This is a genomic window from Microbacterium sp. 01T413_2 (assembly GCF_056398985.1).
Map to the genome: position 1 here is coordinate 12,153 of NZ_JBFTQL010000001.1, position 16,619 is coordinate 28,771.

The 16,619-nt window shown below is 69.2% G+C and carries 21 protein-coding genes, 2 tRNA genes and 1 pseudogene; 13 read left to right on the plus strand and 11 right to left on the minus strand.

Features of this window, described 5'->3' with window-relative positions; all coding sequences use genetic code 11:
* The first annotated feature begins 10 nt into the window (after positions 1–10).
* The 4 genes from AC1DMN_RS00060 (at position 11) to gatB (ending at position 4,190) form a co-directional block, all read left to right on the plus strand.
* Positions 11–799, plus strand: a complete 789-nt coding sequence (locus tag AC1DMN_RS00060; RefSeq protein ID WP_477228985.1) for a cache domain-containing protein — start codon at positions 11–13, stop codon at positions 797–799.
* Positions 800–865: 66 nt separating this feature from the next.
* Positions 866–1,165: an Asp-tRNA(Asn)/Glu-tRNA(Gln) amidotransferase subunit GatC gene (gatC, locus tag AC1DMN_RS00065; protein ID WP_440731965.1), complete on the plus strand. Its 300-nt coding sequence runs from the start codon at positions 866–868 to the stop codon at positions 1,163–1,165.
* The gene (gene gatA / locus AC1DMN_RS00070; RefSeq protein ID WP_477228986.1) at positions 1,162–2,676 is read left to right on the plus strand and encodes an Asp-tRNA(Asn)/Glu-tRNA(Gln) amidotransferase subunit GatA; all 1,515 of its coding nucleotides are present in this window, start codon (positions 1,162–1,164) and stop codon (positions 2,674–2,676) included. Before gatC ends, gatA begins: the two co-directional genes overlap by 4 nt.
* On the plus strand, positions 2,676–4,190 hold the full coding sequence (gene gatB / locus AC1DMN_RS00075; protein WP_477228987.1) for an Asp-tRNA(Asn)/Glu-tRNA(Gln) amidotransferase subunit GatB: 1,515 nt from the start codon (positions 2,676–2,678) through the stop codon (positions 4,188–4,190). The genes gatA and gatB overlap by 1 nt, the downstream gene beginning before the upstream one ends.
* A gap of 36 nt (positions 4,191–4,226) precedes the next feature.
* Here the strand turns inward: gatB and AC1DMN_RS00080 are convergent, their stop codons facing one another.
* Both AC1DMN_RS00080 and AC1DMN_RS00085 read right to left on the minus strand, forming a co-directional pair.
* Positions 4,227–4,847: a TetR/AcrR family transcriptional regulator gene (locus AC1DMN_RS00080; protein ID WP_477228988.1), complete on the minus strand. Its 621-nt coding sequence runs from the start codon at positions 4,845–4,847 to the stop codon at positions 4,227–4,229.
* Between the two features lie 67 nt (positions 4,848–4,914).
* Positions 4,915–5,289: an SPW repeat protein gene (locus AC1DMN_RS00085; RefSeq protein ID WP_440731961.1), complete on the minus strand. Its 375-nt coding sequence runs from the start codon at positions 5,287–5,289 to the stop codon at positions 4,915–4,917.
* 126 nt (positions 5,290–5,415) lie between these two features.
* On the opposite strand from AC1DMN_RS00085, the gene dinB reads away from it, so the two are divergent.
* The 3 genes from dinB (at position 5,416) to AC1DMN_RS00100 (ending at position 7,646) form a co-directional block, all read left to right on the plus strand.
* Positions 5,416–6,669, plus strand: coding sequence for a DNA polymerase IV (gene dinB / locus AC1DMN_RS00090; protein WP_477228989.1), 1,254 nt, complete (start codon positions 5,416–5,418; stop codon positions 6,667–6,669).
* A gap of 79 nt (positions 6,670–6,748) precedes the next feature.
* The gene (locus AC1DMN_RS00095; RefSeq protein WP_440731959.1) at positions 6,749–7,081 is read left to right on the plus strand and encodes a hypothetical protein; all 333 of its coding nucleotides are present in this window, start codon (positions 6,749–6,751) and stop codon (positions 7,079–7,081) included.
* Complete coding sequence (locus AC1DMN_RS00100) at positions 7,065–7,646, plus strand: nucleoside/nucleotide kinase family protein (RefSeq protein WP_440731958.1); 582 nt, start codon at positions 7,065–7,067, stop codon at positions 7,644–7,646. The genes AC1DMN_RS00095 and AC1DMN_RS00100 overlap by 17 nt, the downstream gene beginning before the upstream one ends.
* 4 nt (positions 7,647–7,650) lie before the next feature.
* Here AC1DMN_RS00100 and AC1DMN_RS00105 read toward each other — a convergent pair whose 3' ends face one another.
* The 6 genes and pseudogenes from AC1DMN_RS00105 to orn form a co-directional block, all read right to left on the minus strand.
* On the minus strand, positions 7,651–8,127 hold the full coding sequence (locus AC1DMN_RS00105; RefSeq protein WP_440731957.1) for a DUF2017 family protein: 477 nt from the start codon (positions 8,125–8,127) through the stop codon (positions 7,651–7,653).
* Between the two features lie 5 nt (positions 8,128–8,132).
* The gene (gene clpS, locus AC1DMN_RS00110) at positions 8,133–8,429 is read right to left on the minus strand and encodes an ATP-dependent Clp protease adapter ClpS (RefSeq protein WP_440731956.1); all 297 of its coding nucleotides are present in this window, start codon (positions 8,427–8,429) and stop codon (positions 8,133–8,135) included.
* Positions 8,426–8,773 carry a metallopeptidase family protein gene (locus tag AC1DMN_RS00115; RefSeq protein WP_477229327.1) on the minus strand — a complete coding sequence of 116 codons (348 nt, stop codon included), beginning with the start codon at positions 8,771–8,773 and terminating at the stop codon, positions 8,426–8,428. Before AC1DMN_RS00115 ends, clpS begins: the two co-directional genes overlap by 4 nt.
* Positions 8,774–8,884: 111 nt before the next feature.
* A pseudogene (locus tag AC1DMN_RS00120) lies at positions 8,885–9,286 on the minus strand (GNAT family N-acetyltransferase); the annotation flags it as partial.
* 92 nt (positions 9,287–9,378) lie between these two features.
* Positions 9,379–9,454: transfer RNA gene (locus tag AC1DMN_RS00125), tRNA-His, on the minus strand.
* Positions 9,455–9,490: 36 nt separating this feature from the next.
* The gene (gene orn / locus AC1DMN_RS00130; RefSeq protein WP_440731955.1) at positions 9,491–10,117 is read right to left on the minus strand and encodes an oligoribonuclease; all 627 of its coding nucleotides are present in this window, start codon (positions 10,115–10,117) and stop codon (positions 9,491–9,493) included.
* Positions 10,118–10,162: 45 nt separating this feature from the next.
* Here orn and AC1DMN_RS00135 point away from each other — a divergent pair.
* Positions 10,163–10,235, plus strand: a tRNA-Arg gene (locus AC1DMN_RS00135).
* A gap of 14 nt (positions 10,236–10,249) precedes the next feature.
* Here the strand turns inward: AC1DMN_RS00135 and AC1DMN_RS00140 are convergent.
* Together AC1DMN_RS00140 and AC1DMN_RS00145 are read right to left on the minus strand one after the other, a co-directional pair.
* Complete coding sequence (locus AC1DMN_RS00140; protein ID WP_477228990.1) at positions 10,250–10,945, minus strand: phosphatase PAP2 family protein; 696 nt, start codon at positions 10,943–10,945, stop codon at positions 10,250–10,252.
* 145 nt (positions 10,946–11,090) lie between these two features.
* Positions 11,091–11,354 carry a hypothetical protein gene (locus tag AC1DMN_RS00145; protein WP_440731952.1) on the minus strand — a complete coding sequence of 88 codons (264 nt, stop codon included), beginning with the start codon at positions 11,352–11,354 and terminating at the stop codon, positions 11,091–11,093.
* Between the two features lie 94 nt (positions 11,355–11,448).
* Between AC1DMN_RS00145 and AC1DMN_RS00150 the strand changes: the two genes are divergently transcribed.
* From AC1DMN_RS00150 to AC1DMN_RS00170, 5 genes are all read left to right on the plus strand, one after another.
* Positions 11,449–12,075, plus strand: coding sequence for a LysE family translocator (locus AC1DMN_RS00150; protein WP_477228991.1), 627 nt, complete (start codon positions 11,449–11,451; stop codon positions 12,073–12,075).
* Positions 12,076–12,227: 152 nt separating this feature from the next.
* Complete coding sequence (locus AC1DMN_RS00155; protein WP_477228992.1) at positions 12,228–12,716, plus strand: single-stranded DNA-binding protein; 489 nt, start codon at positions 12,228–12,230, stop codon at positions 12,714–12,716.
* Positions 12,717–12,815: 99 nt separating this feature from the next.
* Positions 12,816–13,295 (plus strand): DUF6993 domain-containing protein, encoded by a 480-nt coding sequence (locus AC1DMN_RS00160; RefSeq protein WP_440731949.1) that lies wholly within the window; start codon positions 12,816–12,818, stop codon positions 13,293–13,295.
* Positions 13,296–13,419: 124 nt separating this feature from the next.
* Positions 13,420–15,099: an energy-dependent translational throttle protein EttA gene (ettA, locus tag AC1DMN_RS00165; RefSeq protein WP_477228993.1), complete on the plus strand. Its 1,680-nt coding sequence runs from the start codon at positions 13,420–13,422 to the stop codon at positions 15,097–15,099.
* A gap of 37 nt (positions 15,100–15,136) precedes the next feature.
* Complete coding sequence (locus AC1DMN_RS00170) at positions 15,137–15,637, plus strand: acyl-CoA thioesterase (protein WP_441978271.1); 501 nt, start codon at positions 15,137–15,139, stop codon at positions 15,635–15,637.
* 45 nt (positions 15,638–15,682) lie between these two features.
* On the opposite strand, the gene AC1DMN_RS00175 is transcribed toward AC1DMN_RS00170, so the two are convergent.
* Positions 15,683–16,567, minus strand: coding sequence for an acyl-CoA thioesterase (locus AC1DMN_RS00175; RefSeq protein ID WP_441978248.1), 885 nt, complete (start codon positions 16,565–16,567; stop codon positions 15,683–15,685).
* Positions 16,568–16,619: the final 52 nt, after the last annotated feature.

Here is a 16,619-nt window from a genome sequence, read left to right on the forward strand (position 1 = left end):
GGAGCGCGAGATGACCGGCACTGTCGCCGAGTATGACGCACGCATCGCCGAGCGCATCGAAGGCACGTTCGCGCCCCTGTTCGCGCTCGTGGAAGGATGGCGCACCGCCGTTCAGGACGAGTTCCACGGTTTCGCGGTGCAGGGCACTGCCCCCGCCGCCGCGGCGCTGGATCCCTTCATGGATGCCCTGGCACGACCGGCTCTGGAGGCGCCGGGAGGACTCGTCACCGGGGCCGGTTTCGTCGCGACCCCAGGGCTCCTCGCCGATGCGCCCTGGCATCTGGCATGGTGGCTGCGCGAGATCCACGGCCTCGATCGCGGCGATCGCGGCGGCGTGCGACGTCTGGAGGCGGTGAACGACCCGGAGTCGGATCAGTTCCGCGACTACCGCCAGCTGGAGTGGTGGCGGGTGCCGGAGCGCACCGGCGAGCGCCACGTCACCGGCCCCTACGTCGACTACCTGTGCACCGACGACTACACGGTCACGGTGACGACCCCCGTCATGCACGACGGGCGGATGGTCGGTGTGGTCGGCATCGACGTGCACGTGTCGCGGCTGGAGCGCGTGATCCTGCCGATCCTGCGGGAGGCGGCCGGCACCGGCACGGTCGTGAACGGATCGGGCCGGGTGGTCGCCTCGAGCGACTCGCACCGTGTGACCGGGACCCTGCTGCGGGGGCAGGACGTGCAGAGTGCGCTCACCGCCCTGCGCGAGAGCGCCCTGTCGGCGGGTGGCGGCGAGGGAACGCGGGTCGTGCGGTGCGGGGACACCGCACTCTTCCTCGTGCTGCAGGACTGAGGCAGGGTGCGTCAGGGGCCCGCCGCCGCGGCGGGGCGGGCGACGCCCGCTGGCTAGACTGTCCTGGTGTCTGAAATCACCCCTGATCTCGTACGCCATCTCGGCGTGCTCGCGCGCATCCAGCTCTCCGACGACGAGGTGACGCAGCTGACCGGTCAGCTGGACGCCATCGTCGACAACATCGCGAAGGTGTCGGAGGTGGCGACGCCCGACGTCGAGCCCACGAGCCACCCGATCGCGATGCACAACGTCTTCCGCGAGGACGTCGTGGGCCAGACCCTCACCACCGCGCAGGCGCTGCAGAATGCGCCCGACGCCGACGGGGACCGCTTCCGGGTCACCGCGATCCTGGGGGAGGAGCAGTGAGCGAGATCATCCGCTGGACCGCCGCCGAGCTCGGTGCCAAGCTCGCCGCCGGAGAGGTGTCGAGCGTCGAGGCGACGCAGGCCCACCTCGACCGCATCGCTGCCGTCGACGGCGATGTGCACGCCTTCCTGCACGTCAACGAGCACGCGCTGGACGCGGCGGCCGACGTCGACCGCCGCCGCGCCGCGGGGGAGGACCTGGGCGAACTCGCCGGAGTGCCGCTCGCCATCAAGGACGTGCTCGTCACGACCGACCAGCCGTCCACGAGCGGATCCCGGATCCTCGAGGGATACCGGTCGCCGTTCGATGCGACGGTCGTCGCCCGTGCGCGGGCGGCCGGGCTCATCGGCATCGGGAAGACCAACATGGACGAGTTCGCGATGGGCTCCTCCACGGAGTTCTCCGCCTACGGGGCCACGCACAACCCGTGGGACCTCGACCGGATCCCGGGCGGCTCGGGCGGTGGCTCGGCTGCCGCCGTGGCCGCGTTCGAGGCGCCGATCGCGCTCGGGTCCGACACCGGGGGCTCGATCCGCCAGCCCGCGCACGTCACCGGAACGGTCGGCATCAAGCCGACCTACGGCGGCGTCAGCCGTTACGGCGCGATCGCCCTCGCCTCGAGCCTGGACCAGGTCGGTCCTGTGGCTCGAACCGTTCTCGATGCGGGCCTGCTGCACGACGTGATCGGCGGTCACGACCCGAAGGACTCCACGTCGCTCCCCGACGCCTGGCCGTCGTTCGCCGCGGCCGCGCGCGAGGGCGCGACCGGACAGGTGCTCAAGGGCTTGAAGGTCGGCGTCGTGAAGGAGCTGCCCGACTCCGGCTTTCAGTCCGGCGTCGCGGGATCCTTCCACGCCGCACTGAAGCTGATGGAGGCCCAGGGCGCGGAGATCGTGGAGATCTCCGCCCCGCACTTCGAGTACGGCGTCGCCGCGTACTACCTGATTCTCCCCGCCGAGGCCTCGAGCAACCTGGCCAAGTTCGACTCGGTCCGCTTCGGCCTGCGTGTCACGCCCGAGGGCGGCGGCACGGTCGAGGACGTCATGTCGCTCACTCGCGAGGTCGGCTTCGGCCCGGAGGTCAAGCGTCGCATCATCCTCGGCACCTATGCGCTGTCGGCCGGGTACTACGACGCGTACTACGGCAGCGCGCAGAAGGTGCGCACCCTCATCCAGCAGGATTTCGACGCGGCGTTCGCGCAGGTCGACATCATCGCCACGCCCTCCGCGCCCACCACGGCGTTCAAGCTCGGCGAGAAGATCGGCGATCCGCTGCAGATGTACCTCAACGACCTCACCACGATCCCGGCGAACCTCGCCGGCGTCCCGGGCATCTCGATCCCGTCGGGCCTGGCCGAGGAGGACGGGCTGCCCGTCGGCATCCAGTTCCTCGCCCCCGCCCGCGAGGACGCACGCCTGTACCGGGTCGGCGCCGCGCTGGAGTCGCTGCTCGTCGACGCGTGGGGCGGGCCGCTGCTCGACCGCGCACCGATTCTGGGAGGAACCCGCTGATGGCCGCCGTGAAGCTCATGGACTTCGACAAGGCGCTCGAACTGTTCGAGCCGGTGCTCGGCTTCGAGGTGCACGTCGAACTCAACACCGAGACCAAGATGTTCTCCGACGCCCCCAACCCGGCGAACGAGCGCAACCACGACGCCGGGCCGAACACGCTCATCGCACCGGTGGATCTGGGTCTCCCAGGATCGCTCCCGGTCGTGAACGAGACGGCCGTGCGCTCCTCGATCAGCCTGGGCCTCGCGCTCGGGTGCTCGATCGCCGAGTCCTGTCGGTTCGCGCGGAAGAACTACTTCTATCCGGACCTCGGCAAGAACTACCAGATCTCCCAGTACGACGAGCCGATCGCGTTCGAGGGGTCCGTCGAGGTCGAGCTCGATGACGGGACGCTCGTGACGATCCCGATCGAGCGCGCGCACATGGAGGAGGACGCCGGCAAGCTCACCCACATGGGGGGCGCGACCGGTCGCATCCAGGGCGCGGAGTACTCGCTCGTGGATTACAACCGCGCCGGCGTTCCGCTCGTCGAGATCGTCACCAAGCCGATCTTCGGCGCCGAGCACCGCGCCCCGGAGATCGCCAAGGCGTACGTGGCCACGATCCGCGACATCGTGCGCGGGCTGGGCATCTCCGAGGCGCGCTTGGAGCGCGGCAACCTGCGCTGCGACGCGAACGTCTCCCTGCGCCCTCGCGGCCAGGAGAAACTCGGCACCCGCACCGAGACGAAGAACGTCAACTCGATGCGCTCGGTCGAGCGCGCCGTGCGCTACGAGATCCAGCGTCAGGCCGCGATCCTCGCGGACGGCGGAACGATCACACAGGAGACCCGGCACTGGCACGAGGACACCGGCACGACATCGCCCGGTCGTCCGAAGTCGGATGCCGACGACTACCGGTACTTCCCGGAGCCCGATCTGCTGCCCGTCCGGCCGGCTCGCGATCTGGTCGAGGAGCTGCGCGCGGCGCTGCCCGAACAGCCCGTCACCCGTCGTCGCCGGCTCAAGGCGGACTGGGGCTTCGGCGACATCGAGTTCCAGGGCGTCGTGAACGCCGGGCTGCTCGACGAGGTCGAGGCGACCATCGCCGCCGGCACGACCGCCGACACCGCGCGCAAGTGGTGGACCGGTGAGATCAGCCGCATCGCCAACGAGCGCGAGGTGGACGCCGCAACGCTGATCGACCCGGCGTCGGTCGCCGCCCTGCAGCAGCTCGTCGACGCGGGCACGCTGACCGACAAGCTGGCCCGACAGGTGCTCGAGGGCGTCATCGCCGGCGAAGGCACCCCGCAGCAGGTCGTCGACGCGCGCGGGCTCGCCGTGGTCTCCGATGACGGCGCACTCATCGCCGCGATCGACGAGGCCCTCGCCGCGCAGCCCGACGTGATGGCGAAGATCAAGGACGGCAAGGTCCAGGCCGCCGGTGCCGTCATCGGCGCCGTCATGAAGGCAATGAAGGGTCAGGCCGACGCCGCACGCGTCCGCGAGCTCATCCTGGAGCGCGCCGCGCAATAGCGACGACGGCTCAGTACAGGCTCAAGGGCGCCGCACTCAGAGTGCGGCGCCCTTGAGCGTCGCCGCCTGAAGACCGGCGCCGAGGATGCGGGCGATCGCCCGCAGGCTGGCCGGTTCGTGCAGCCTGCGGCGCTGCTCATCGGGGCTCTCTTCGGCACCGGCCTCGAGGGGCCTGGCTGTGATCGTCGCCGACCAGGCGTCGGCGGCGGCCCGTACCGCGCCGTGATCCGTACCGGCGGGGAGGCAGGCGGCCAGCGCGCGCTCGACCGTATCGTGCAGCGCTCGGCGGTAGCGGGAGAGCGCAGTGGCGACCTCGGGGCGCACGTGGGACTCGTGCCAGAGGATCTCGCGCAGCACATCCGACGCCTCCCGGTCGCGCAGAACGCGCTCGCCCACGTTCATGAGCGTCTGCACGGGGTCGCCCCGCACCGCGAGCGGCGCCGCATCGAGGGCGGTGGTGCGCAGTCGCTCACCGATGAGCGCCGCGAGGATGTCGGGCTTGGTCGGGAAATAGTAGAAGAGCAGGCCCTTGGGCACCGCGGCGGCGTGCGCGATCCGGGCGGTGGATGTGCCGTCGAAGCCGTGGCGCGCGAAAAGCGTCTCGGCGGCGTCGAGGATCCTGGTGCGCGCGTCGCCGGCATCGGGACTCTCGGTCATGATGCTTCCTCAGAACGGTGCGGGACGGGGGCCTCCCAGCGTCCCGCACCCTGTGCGGCCGCGCAGGTCACGCGTGAGCCGCTGTGGGGCCGCCGTGCGAAGCACGGTGCGCCTTCTCGGCGGGCACGAGCGCCCAGAGCCCCGCGACCGCGCAGACGGCTCCGCAGATCCACGAGGTCCAGGCGGGACCTGTATCTCCGGCGTAGGAGCCGATCCATGGGGAGATGAAGAGCAGCGCTCCGATCGCGGCGAGGATCCACTCCATCGACACGAGACCGGGCGCTGCGAGGCTCCATACCCCGGCAGCGATCATCAACGCACCCAGAACAAGCATCATGGTCATCGACATGCCCATGGCGGGTGTCATCCAGATGCCCGCGACAGCGGCGACCAGACCGGCGGCGACCGCCACCCAGTCCTGCCAGCGTGTCCACTTCTTCATCGAACTCATCCTCCTTGCAGTCAGATGGCTCCCGAAAAGGGGGTCGCTCACGATTCTACCGCGTTGATTGACCGCCCGGTCAAAGAGGGCGGATCCGATGTCGGCGGTCTCCGCGAGAATGGATCCATGGGACGAGGTGACGGATCGGGGCGCATCGTCTCCGCGCCCGACGCCGACGACAGCGGGACGGCGATCCTGCACGTCGATATGGACGCGTTCTACGCTGCCGTCGAGGTCCTGCACGATCCCACCCTGCGCGGGCTCCCGCTGATCATCGGTGCTCCCGACGGTCGCTCCGTGGTCTCCAGCGCCTCCTACGAGGCGCGTCGCTACGGCGTGCGCTCGGCAATGCCGGTCTCGCAGGCGATCCGACTGTGCCCTACCGCGCGGATCGTGCCGCCGGACTTCACCAGGTACCGTGACGCGTCGAAGCAGGTCATGACGATCTTCGAGCAGGTCACGCCGCTCGTGGAACCGCTCTCGATCGACGAGGCCTTCCTCGACGTGCGCGGTGTGCGGCGCCTCTGGGGGAGCCCGGGGCGGATCGGCGCGATGATCCGCGAGCGTGTGCAGGACGAAGTCGGCATCAGCTGCAGCGTGGGGGTCGCCGCCACCAAGCACGTCGCCAAGATGGCTTCGACCATGGCCAAGCCCGACGGTCTGCTCGTCGTCGCCGCCGCCGACACCCTCGACTTCCTCGCCACCAAACCGGTGCGCGCGATGTGGGGCGTCGGACCGAAGACGGCGGAATCACTGGAGTCGCGCGGCATCCGACTCATCCGCGACATCCGCGCCACTCCGGCGTCGGCGCTCGAGCGGGTGGTCGGCCCCGCACTCGCGCAGCGCCTGCGCGAACTGGCCGAGGGTCGGGACCCGCGGAGCATCGAGACGAACCGCGTGGAGAAGAGCGTCGGGCATGAGGAGACGTTCGACATCGACGTCTCCGATCACGAGGCGCTGCGCTCCGAGCTGCTGCGGCTGGCAGACCGGGTCGCTGCGAGGCTGCGCCGAGCCGGCTGGGAGGCCGGCACGGTGGCGATCAAGATCCGCTTCTCCGACTTCACCACGGTGAGCCGCTCCCAGACTCTTCCCGAGCCGACGTCCGTGGGTCAGCGCATCGGCGAGGTCGCGCGCACGCTGTTCGAGGCGATCGACAGGCGCGATCCGGTGCGACTGGTCGGCGTGCGAGCGGAGCGCCTCACGAACGCCGGCGGTGCACTCGGACTGTGGGACGACGATGCCGAGTGGCGGCGTATCGAGGACGCGCTGGACAGCGCGCAAGCGAAGTTCGGATCCGGCATGGTCACCCGCGCGCGGCACCTGGGTGCGCGTGCGGGACGGGGGTCTGCGCCGCATCCGCGCGCGCACGGTCTGGACTGATCCGGCGAGGCGCCGGTGCGCAAGCGCGACGCGGACGCGGCCGGTGGTCGAGGCCGCCGGCGTGGGCTAGCGTGGACGCATGCCGCACATCGCACTCGAGCTTGGCAAGAACTCCGCGTCCTTCGGCGTCAAGAGCGCCTACGGCGAGCCCCAGGAGGTGGACGGCGCCCAGTTCACCCCGGTCGCGCTCACCTTCTCCGGCTTCGGCGGAGGCTCCGGCGGCGCTGAAGGCAGCGCCGAGGGCGAGGGCGGCGGTGGTGGCGGGATCGCGATCCCGCTCGGCGTGTACGTGCGCCGCGAGGAGGGGCTGCGATTCGAGCCGAACCTGGTCTCGCTACTGGCCGTCGCCGTGCCCTTCGTCTGGGTTGCGGGACGCGCGATCTCCCGCATCGTCCGTGCCCTCAAGAAGTGACGATCCGGTCGCACGCGCGCTGAGCGTCGCGGTCGCCCGCATCGCCGACGCCGTCCGTGCCGTGCAGGCCTCCAACCCAGTGGTGCTCGTGGACGGGCGCAGCGGGGCGGGCAAGTCCACTCTCGCGCGCCTCCTGGCCGAGCACTGGCCGCTGCGCACCGCTCCGCAGCTGATCGCCCTGGACTCGATCTATCCCGGCTGGGACGGCATGGACGCCGGCGCCGAGCGGGCTTACGAGCAGATCCTGCGTCCGCACGGACGTGATCTCGTCGGCACGTGGCAGCGCTACGACTGGGAGGCCGGAGAGTATGCGGAGAGTTATGCGGTCGACCCCTCGCGCGGAGTGATCCTGGAGGGCTGCGGATCCCTCACTCCGCGAGCCGCGCGGATCGCTGACGTACGGGTGTGGGTCGAATCTCCCGAGGCGAGCCGCAAGCGCCGGGCATTGGACAGGGACGGCGAGCTGTTCCGCCCGCACTGGGAACGCTGGGCGAAGCAGGAGGTCGCGCACATCCGCCGAGACGACCCGATCGGGTACGCCACGCTGGTGGTCTCGATTCCGTAGCCGGTCAGACGCCGTCGAGCTCGTCCGCGGCGTCCACCAGCAGGTCGAGCCGGTAGCCCAGCCATTCGTACACCCCGAGCCGGGGATCGTCCGGGTCGGGGGCGGGATCGTCCTCGATGCCGAGCCGCGAGGCGATGACGAGACGCAGGGACGCGAGCGTGCGCAGCCAGGGGTCGACTTCGGAACCGGCCAGCGACAGCTCTTGCTGCGGCGCGTCGGGTCCTTCGCCGAGTGCGACCAGCCCTGCCTGCACCACGCGTGCGTCGGCGGCGCGGCGGTCCAGCAGATCAGCACTGGTCGCATCGGCGAACTCGGCCGACGCGTCCGCGTCTTCCGGGTACACGACAGGTGTCAGTCGGTTCAAGGCCGCGTCCTCGCCGATCTCGGTGTCGCGAAGCAGCTCGAGGAACTGCTCGACGAGTTCAGCGAGATGCTGCGCCTCGATCGACTGCATCGGCAGGTGGATCCCGGATCCGGTCATCCTGCTCACTCTCCCGACCGGCGCACGGTCGCCCACAGCCCGTAGTCGTGCATGGCCTGCGCGTGCACTTCCATGGTCTCGCGCGGACCGACGGCGACCACCGCGTGTCCCTCGTTGTGCACCGCGAGCATGAGGCGGGTCGCGTGGTCCTTCGGATATCCGAAGTAGGTGCGGAACACCCGCACCACGTAGCTCATGAGATTGACCGGATCGTCCCAGACGACGAGCTCCCACGGCACGGCAGGTGCAGCCTGCAGGTCGAGTTGCTCATCGACGGCGGGAGTGAGGAGAGGCGCGCTCATGCCCACCCCATCTCGTGCAGCTGAGCATCGTCGATCCCGTAATAGTGCGCGATCTCGTGCACCAGCGTCGTGCGCACCTCGTGGCGCAGCTCCTGCTCGTCGCCGCACTGGGCCAGATGGGGTTCGCGGTACACGACGATGCGGTCGGGGAGCTCGCCCATGCCGTAGTTCCCACGCTCGGTGACAGCCAGGCCGTCGTAGATTCCGAGCAGGTCGAGCGAGCCGTCCTCCGGACGATCCTCGACGACGAAGACCAGGTTCTCCAGGCCCTCGACCATCTCGTCGGGCAGGCGGTCGAGCTCATCCGCGACGAGCTCCTCGAACGCCTCCGGATCCATCTCCATGCCACCGGCGAGGTCGATCGTCATGTGCACGCGGCGTCCGAGGTCGTTCAGGCCGATCCGCTGTTCCGTGTCGAGCAGAGCGCGGTAGAACGGCTGGTCAGGAGAGGCGGTCTCCGTGAAGCCGAGCGACGCGTAGAACGGCGCGTTCCACGGCACGTCGGCGAAGGTGCGCAGCGTGACGGTGCGGTAGCCGCGGTCGGCGGCCTCGTCGAGAGCAGCCTCGACCAGTTCGCGTCCGTGGCCGCGGCGCGCGTGCGCCGGAAGCACGGAGAGCTGCTCGAGGTGCGCGTGGTCGTCTTCCGCGAGCACGTGCACGAAGCCTACGGGCGCGCCGCCCTCCTGTTCCGCGACGACGAGGACGAAACCCGGCTCGGACGCGCGGGCTGCACCAGAAGGTGCGACGCCGCCCAGCGCGGCGCCGAACAGGGCGGTGAACACGGTGTCGGCCTCGTCCTCGATCCGGGCGAGTTCTGCGAGGTCCGCATCTGTCGCGGTGCGCACGAAGGAGGCCATGGTTCGATGCTAGCCGTGACGCAGCTGCCGAAGACGCGGGGGTCCATGGAAACGGAAGAGGCCCGGATCCATAAGGATCCGGGCCTCTTCGATGGGGTGAGTAACGGGACTCGAACCCGCGACATCCGGCACCACAAGCCAGCGCTCTACCAGCTGAGCTATACCCACCATGTGCCTGCCTGAGCGGGCAACCTGACCAGTGTATTACAGGTTTGAGGCAAACTCTGACACGACGGCATCGGATGTCGCCTGCACCTCTTCGGTGGTCGGTCCGGGCTGGTCGATGAACACCGCTCGGCGGTAGTACTCCAGCTCCCGGATGGACTCCAGGATGTCGGCGAGGGCGCGGTGCCCGCCGTCCTTCGCCGGGGCGTGGAAGAAGACCCGCGGGTACCAGCGGCGCGACAGCTCCTTGATGCTCGACACGTCGACGTTGCGGTAATGCAGGTACTGGTCGACGTCGGGCATGTACTTCGCGAGGAACATGCGATCGGTGCCGATCGTGTTCCCGGCCAGCGGAGCCTTGCGCTCCTGCGGCACGAACCGCCGGATGTAGGCGAGTGTCTGTGCCTGCGCCTCGGCGAGGGACACGCCGCCGGGGATCTCCTCGTACAGGCCGGAGGTGCGATGCATGTTCGTCACGAAGTCGTTCATCTGCGCCAGGGCGGCGTCGCTCGCGCGGATGACCACCTGGAACCCCGGATCCACCAGGCGCAGCTCGAAGTCGGTGATCACGACCGCGATCTCCACGAGTTCATCGATGGCGAGATCGAGCCCCGTCATCTCGCAGTCGATCCAGACCAGACGATCGTTCTCGGACGAAGAAACCATGCGGCCATCCTACTGAGCGCCGCCGACGCGCTAGCCTTGACGGGCGCCTCCGTAGCTCAGTGGATAGAGCAACGGCCTTCTAATCCGTCGGTCGCAGGTTCGAATCCTGCCGGGGGCACTTCTTCCCGGTGCTCAGCGGACGGCGCGGCGGTGCACTCTTGACGCGATCACGTCGACGATGAGCCAACGGACCGCAGCGGCCGTGGTCAGCGCCCACGCGATCGAGCCGAGCACGTCGGTGGGGAAGTGCAGGCCGTCGCTGACCACGGCGAGGCCGATCACGACCGTCGCGATGATGCCCAGGACGATCGGCAGCCGCGCGTACCGGGTGTCACGGAGCAGGAACCAGAAGGCGATCGCCAGGGCGACGATGTAGGCGGTGTGGCCGCTCGGGAACGATCCGTCGGTCTGCAGAGGCGAGAACGGGTGAGCCAGGAGCGACGCATCCGGCCGCGGGCGATCGACGAGGATCTTGACGGCCGCGACGGGCAGCCAGGTGAACGCGACGGTGAGACCGAACAGGATCGCGATGCGCAGCGAGCGCGACACCGCCCAGACGATTCCGGCGATCACCAGCGTGATCGCCACGGCGGGTAGTGGTTCGATCGCCTTGTACACGAAGCTGGAGAAAGCGCCCCACGCACCGGTGTGCGTCGTGTTCAAGGCCGCGACCAGACCCTGATCCGCCTGAGTGGCCTTCATGGCGAAGCCGAGTGCCACGACCGCCACCGCGCCTACGACGGCGACGATCACCGAGACCAGGGGGCGCTGCGCTGCGCGCTCGATACCGGTGAGCGGGCGGGTACGGGAGCGTCGAAGCTCGGTCATGGTGGGATCTCTCTCGTCGCGTCCCTCGCGATGACGACACCGGAGGCGGCATCCGCGTTCGCGTGCGCCGGATCCATGTTCCGATGCCTGGCCTAAGGATTGGCCAAGAAACGAGCGAGGCGCCGGTCCCACCAGGTGGCGGAGGTCAGAAGCGCAATGCGGCGACGGCGTCGTCGGCGCTCCAGAAGTCTCCGACGACGCGGAACGTGCCCGACGGGAGGTGCAGACGCTCGGCGCGGTAACGCAGGCCGAGGTCGTGCGGCATGATCCGCAGGTGTCCGCGGATCGCCCCGCGGCCGTCGAGTACGCGCCAGAGACGCTCTCCGGCGGGCTGCAGCGTCTCCACGGAGCGGGTGAGAACAGGCGTCGCCCAACGAATGGTCGGTGCCGGGGTGATGTTCGTGGTCATGGTTCCTCCTTCTGTTTCGAACATAAGGACGGCCTCCGACATTCGCGCAAAGAGCCGGGATCCGGGTCGCGCGCACAGTCCCTACACTGTGCTGGTGACCGTGACTGTATGGCTCTCGCTGGTGGTGGCGTGCGTGGTGATCAGCCTCACGCCGGGCGCGGGCGCGATCAACACCATGACCAACTCGCTCAACGAGGGATGGCGGCGCTCGATCTGGGGGATCATCGGGCAGCAGCTCGCGCTGGTGGTGCACGTGGCGATCGTCGCCGCGGGCGTGGGCCTTCTGGTCGCGCGCGTGCCGTGGCTGTTCGAGACGATCCGCTACCTCGGCGCGGCGTACCTCGTGTACCTGGGTATCCGGCTCATCCTCGCCCGCGTTCCCGAGACTGCCGCGGATCCCGAGCAACTGCGACCGCCCGAGGGGCGGTGGCCCATGCTCCGCCGTGGGTTCTGGGTGAACCTGCTCAACCCCAAGGCCATCGTGTTCTTCCTCGCGTTCGTGCCGCAGTTCATCCGGCTCGACCGCGATCCGTGGCCGCAGTATCTGATCCTCATCGGGACGACCGTGGTGATCGACGTGGTCGTGATGTGGTTCGTCTTCGCCGCGACGGCGCAGAGCTTCCGCCAGCTCACCTCCAGTGCGCGGGGCCAGCGCACGCTCAACATCGTCTTCGGAGCGTTGTTCATCGCGGTGGCGACGCTGCTCCTGTTCGTGCACTGACCCGAACCGCGCTCGATCCTCCTCCACAGGACGCCACGTCGACCAGTTGCTCACCGGATGCGCGAAGCCGCCTCCACAGGGACGATCGGCGCGCCACGCTTTCCTGCAGGATCGGGGCCCGAACGGGTTCCGCGAGAGCAGAGGAGAACATCATGGCCGACACCATCACGGTGCTGGGAAACGTCGCGACGGACCCGGAACGAGGGGCCACCGCGACCGGCATCCCCACCCTGACCTTCCGGATGGCCACCAACCACCGCCGCCCGGACGGCGCCGGCGGTTGGATCGACGCCGGGACGAACTGGTTCGAGGTCAGGGCGTACCGAGCCCTGGCGGAGAACGCGGAGGCCTCGCTCACCAAGGGTGACGCGGTTGTGGTCGTCGGGCGCCTGAAGCTGCGTGAGTGGGAGGGCAAGGACGGCAAGCGGATCAGCGTGGAGATCGAGGCCGATTGCATCGGACCGGATCTGCGACGCGGCCGCAGCGTCTATCACCGGATGTCGCATCAGACGACGCCCGCCAGCGAGGACGGTGCGGCTGATCGCGACGGATCGGCGTTGGCGGTCGTCGGTGCCGGCGCGCAGGAGTCGCCGGCGTCCGACGCGTGGGGGAGTGCAGGAAGCCAGGAGACGCCGTACTGATCGGACCGAGCGGGGGTCGGGCCGGCAGGATCGTCGACGACGCGCGCCGCATAGACTCTGGGAGTGCGTGGATCCCAGGCTGTGGTCGTTCGAATTCCCGTGACCCGCCCCCTTGCGCTCTTGGCCATGGCCGCGACGCTCATCCTGAGCGGCTGCTCGGACGGTTCCCCCGTCCCGTCCTCATCGCCTGTCTCGACGCCGACCGCGACCCCGAGCGGCACGACCGCGTCGCCCTCCACCCCGCCTGCGCTGCACCCGGACGGTTCCGCCGAGGACAACCTTCCGGTGTTCGCCGCCATCGTCGCGCAGGTTTGGGCCGGGGAGCGCCGCGCCTCGGGCTCGGCGTACATCGACGCGCTCGCCGCCGCGGGGTTCGCCCGAGCCGACATGGAGGTCACAGCGGACGAGTCGACCGTGGGCAACCCGGCGGAGAGCATCCAGTTCTCGGTGCGGTGGGGGAAGGATCGGTGCCTGGTCGGACAGGTCGGGCCGTCCACGGGGGATCCGGTCACTGCGGTGCTGCCGCAGGTGGACGGCGGTCGCTGCCTGATCGGCAGGACCGTGCCCGTCGCACCGTAGATCTCCTCGGGGAGGAAGGGCACCCGCCCCGGGTAGGCTGGAGTGTCGATCCCGCGGTGCACGGCCCGGGGAGCGACCCGCAGCCTTTCGCAATCGTCGTCACCACGACAGAAGGAGTGCCCTCGTGGCCGAATACATCTACTCCATGGTCCGCGCCCGCAAGGCGGTCGGCGACAAGCTCATCCTCGATGACGTCACGATGGCGTTCCTGCCCGGGGCGAAGATCGGCATGGTCGGCCCCAACGGCGCCGGAAAGTCCACCATCCTGAAGATCATGGCCGGGCTCGACACGCCCTCCAACGGCGAGGCCAAACTGAGCCCCGGCTTCAGCGTCGGCATCCTGATGCAGGAGCCCGAGCTCGACGAGTCGAAGACCGTCCTGGAGAACATTCAGGAGGGAGTTGCGATCAAGGCCAAGCTCGACCGTTTCAACGAGATCTCCGCGCAGATGGCGGACCCCGACGCCGACTTCGACACTCTGCTCGCCGAGATGGGCGTGCTGCAGGAGGAGATCGACGCGGCGGACGGCTGGGACCTCGACTCTCAGCTCGAGCAGGCCATGGATGCGCTGCGCACCCCGCCGGCCGATGAGTCGGTCACCAAGCTCTCCGGCGGCGAGAAGCGCCGCGTCGCGCTCGCGAAGCTGCTGCTGCAGAAGCCGGATCTGCTCCTGCTCGACGAGCCCACCAACCACCTCGACGCGGAGAGCGTGCTGTGGCTGGAGAAGCACCTGCAGGCCTACAAGGGAGCCGTGATCGCGATCACCCACGACCGGTACTTCCTCGACAACATGGCCGAGTGGATCGCGGAGGTCGACCGGGGTCGCCTGATCGGCTACGAGGGCAACTACTCGACCTACCTGGAGAAGAAGGCGGAGCGTCTCGACATCCAGGGCAAGAAGGATGCCAAGCTCGCCAAGCGCCTCAAGGACGAGCTGGAGTGGGTGCGGTCGAGCGCCAAGGGCCGCCAGACCAAGTCGAAGGCACGCCTGGCCCGGTACGAGGAGATGGCCACGGAGGCCGAGCGGACCAGGAAGCTCGATTTCGAGGAGATCCAGATCCCAGCGGGTCCCCGTCTGGGCAACGTCGTGATCGAGGCGAAGAAGCTGCAGAAGGGCTTCGGCGATCGCTCGCTCATCGACGGTCTGAGCTTCAGCCTGCCGCCGAACGGCATCGTCGGCGTGATCGGCCCGAACGGCGTCGGCAAGACCACGCTGTTCAAGACGATCGTGGGCCTGGAGCCGCTGGACGGCGGCGATCTCAAGGTCGGCGAGACGGTGAAGATCAGCTACGTCGATCAGTCCCGCGCGAACATCGATCCCGACAAGACCCTGTGGGAGGTCGTCTCCGACGGCCTCGACATCATGATGGTCGGCAAGATCGAGATCCCGTCGCGCGCCTATGTCTCCAAGTTCGGCTTCAAGGGCCCGGACCAGCAGAAGAAGGCGGGCGTGCTCTCCGGTGGCGAGCGCAACCGGCTGAACCTCGCCCTCACGCTCAAGGAGGGCGGCAACCTGCTGCTGCTCGACGAGCCGACCAACGATCTCGACGTCGAGACCCTCGGCTCGCTGGAGAACGCCCTGCTGGAGTTCCCCGGCTGCGCCGTGGTGATCACGCACGACCGGTGGTTCCTCGACCGGATCGCGACGCACATCCTCGCCTACGAGGGCACCGACGAGAACCCCGACCAGTGGTACTGGTTCGAGGGCAACTTCGAGTCCTACGAGGCGAACAAGATCGAGCGGCTCGGCGCCGACGCGGCCAACCCGCACCGCTCCACGCACCGCAGGCTTACGCGTGACTGACCCTTCGACGGCCTCAGGGACCGCTGCGGAAGCTCCCCTGACCGCGGCTCCCGAGGGGGCCGCGGCGGGGGAGCGTCTGCACATCCCGATCCACCTGCGCTGGGGCGACCTGGACGCCTTCAACCACGTCAACAACACCTCGATGCTGAAGCTGCTCGAGGAAGCTCGGGTGCGGGCTTTCTGGCGCCCGGGGGAGGGCGAGCACGGCCCGAGCACGGCCGTACTGAGCTCGGGGCTCGACGCCGGTGTGATCACGCTCGTCGCCCGGCAGGAGATCGAGTATCTCGCGCCCGTGCCGTACCAGCGTCATCCCCTCGAGGTGCAGATGTGGTTCGGAAAGCTCGGCGGATCCAGCATCGAGGTCTGCTACGAGGTGTACAACGACGCGGCGTTCGAGGAGCGGGTGCTGTACGCGCGCTCGACGGCGATCATCGTGCTCGTGGACGCAGCGACCGGTCGTCCCACTCGGATCGGCCCGGAGATGCGCGAGGCATGGTCGCCGTTCTCCGGACCGTCGATCGTCTACGCGCACCGCTGAGTGCGGTCGCGGACTGGCCGGGCCGTCGTCGACGGGCCCGGCTGATCAGGCCTCCGGCACCCGGATCGTGATCTCCTGGGCGACGCTGGCCACCAATGCGCCACCGCGATCGTAGATCCGCCCTGTGGCGAGGCCCCGGCCTCCGCGGGCGTTCGGCGACTCCTGCACGTACAGCAGCCAGTCGTCGACGCGCCCCGGGCGGTGCCACCACATGGCGTGGTCCAGGCTCGCGACCTTCAGGCCAGGCACATTCCAGCTGAGCCCGTGGGCGCGCAGGATCGATTCCTGGATCGACATGTCGCTGAGGTACGCCAGCGCCGCGCGGTGCAGGGCAGGATCGTCCGGGAACGGCGCGCGCATGCGCATCCACACCGCCTGGTGCGCGGACTTCTCGGCGCCCGCCGCACCGAACAGCGGGCCCTCCACATGACGCATGTCCACCGGCCGATCGGTGAGCATGCGCTTGGACAGGGGATGGATCCCGTCGGACAGCTCCTCGTCGGGGACGAGGTCTTCGGGATCCGGGATGCCGTCGGGCATCGGCGCTGCGTGCTCGATGCCCGGGTTCTCGTCCTGGAACGATGCGATCATCGAGAAGATCGGCACCCCGTTCTGATAGGCCTGCGCCCGCCGCGTCGAGAAGGAACGGCCGTCGTGGATCCGGTCCACGGCGAAAGTGAGGCCTTGGGAGGCGTCCCCGGCGCGCAGGAAATAGCCGTGCATGGAGTGCGGGACGCGGCCATCCGGCATCGTCCGCTCCGCCGCGATGAGGGACTGGCCGAGCACTTGCCCGCCGTAGATCCGCCCCGTGGGCATCGGGTGCGAGACGCCGGTGAAGATGTCCTCGGTGGTGCGGGCGTCCGAGGAGTCGAGATCGAGGATCCCCAGCAGCATCTCGACAGATCGGCGGGCGTGCTCGTCGGGCGTCATGGGATCCTCTCCGCGCCGCGACACACCGGGGGACCGGTCGCGGCCGGTTGCT

Coding starts and splice junctions, on each gene's coding strand:
- AC1DMN_RS00060 (WP_477228985.1), top strand. CDS start 11: ATGACCGGCACTGTCGCCGAGTATGACGCACGCATCGCCGAGCGCATC.
- gatB (WP_477228987.1), top strand. CDS start 2,676: ATGGCCGCCGTGAAGCTCATGGACTTCGACAAGGCGCTCGAACTGTTC.
- AC1DMN_RS00080 (WP_477228988.1), bottom strand. CDS start 4,847: ATGACCGAGAGTCCCGATGCCGGCGACGCGCGCACCAGGATCCTCGAC.
- AC1DMN_RS00085 (WP_440731961.1), bottom strand. CDS start 5,289: ATGAAGAAGTGGACACGCTGGCAGGACTGGGTGGCGGTCGCCGCCGGT.
- dinB (WP_477228989.1), top strand. CDS start 5,416: ATGGGACGAGGTGACGGATCGGGGCGCATCGTCTCCGCGCCCGACGCC.
- AC1DMN_RS00095 (WP_440731959.1), top strand. CDS start 6,749: ATGCCGCACATCGCACTCGAGCTTGGCAAGAACTCCGCGTCCTTCGGC.
- AC1DMN_RS00105 (WP_440731957.1), bottom strand. CDS start 8,127: ATGACCGGATCCGGGATCCACCTGCCGATGCAGTCGATCGAGGCGCAG.
- clpS (WP_440731956.1), bottom strand. CDS start 8,429: ATGAGCGCGCCTCTCCTCACTCCCGCCGTCGATGAGCAACTCGACCTG.
- AC1DMN_RS00115 (WP_477229327.1), bottom strand. CDS start 8,773: ATGGAGATGGATCCGGAGGCGTTCGAGGAGCTCGTCGCGGATGAGCTC.
- orn (WP_440731955.1), bottom strand. CDS start 10,117: ATGGTTTCTTCGTCCGAGAACGATCGTCTGGTCTGGATCGACTGCGAG.
- AC1DMN_RS00140 (WP_477228990.1), bottom strand. CDS start 10,945: ATGACCGAGCTTCGACGCTCCCGTACCCGCCCGCTCACCGGTATCGAG.
- AC1DMN_RS00145 (WP_440731952.1), bottom strand. CDS start 11,354: ATGACCACGAACATCACCCCGGCACCGACCATTCGTTGGGCGACGCCT.
- AC1DMN_RS00155 (WP_477228992.1), top strand. CDS start 12,228: ATGGCCGACACCATCACGGTGCTGGGAAACGTCGCGACGGACCCGGAA.
- AC1DMN_RS00175 (WP_441978248.1), bottom strand. CDS start 16,567: ATGACGCCCGACGAGCACGCCCGCCGATCTGTCGAGATGCTGCTGGGG.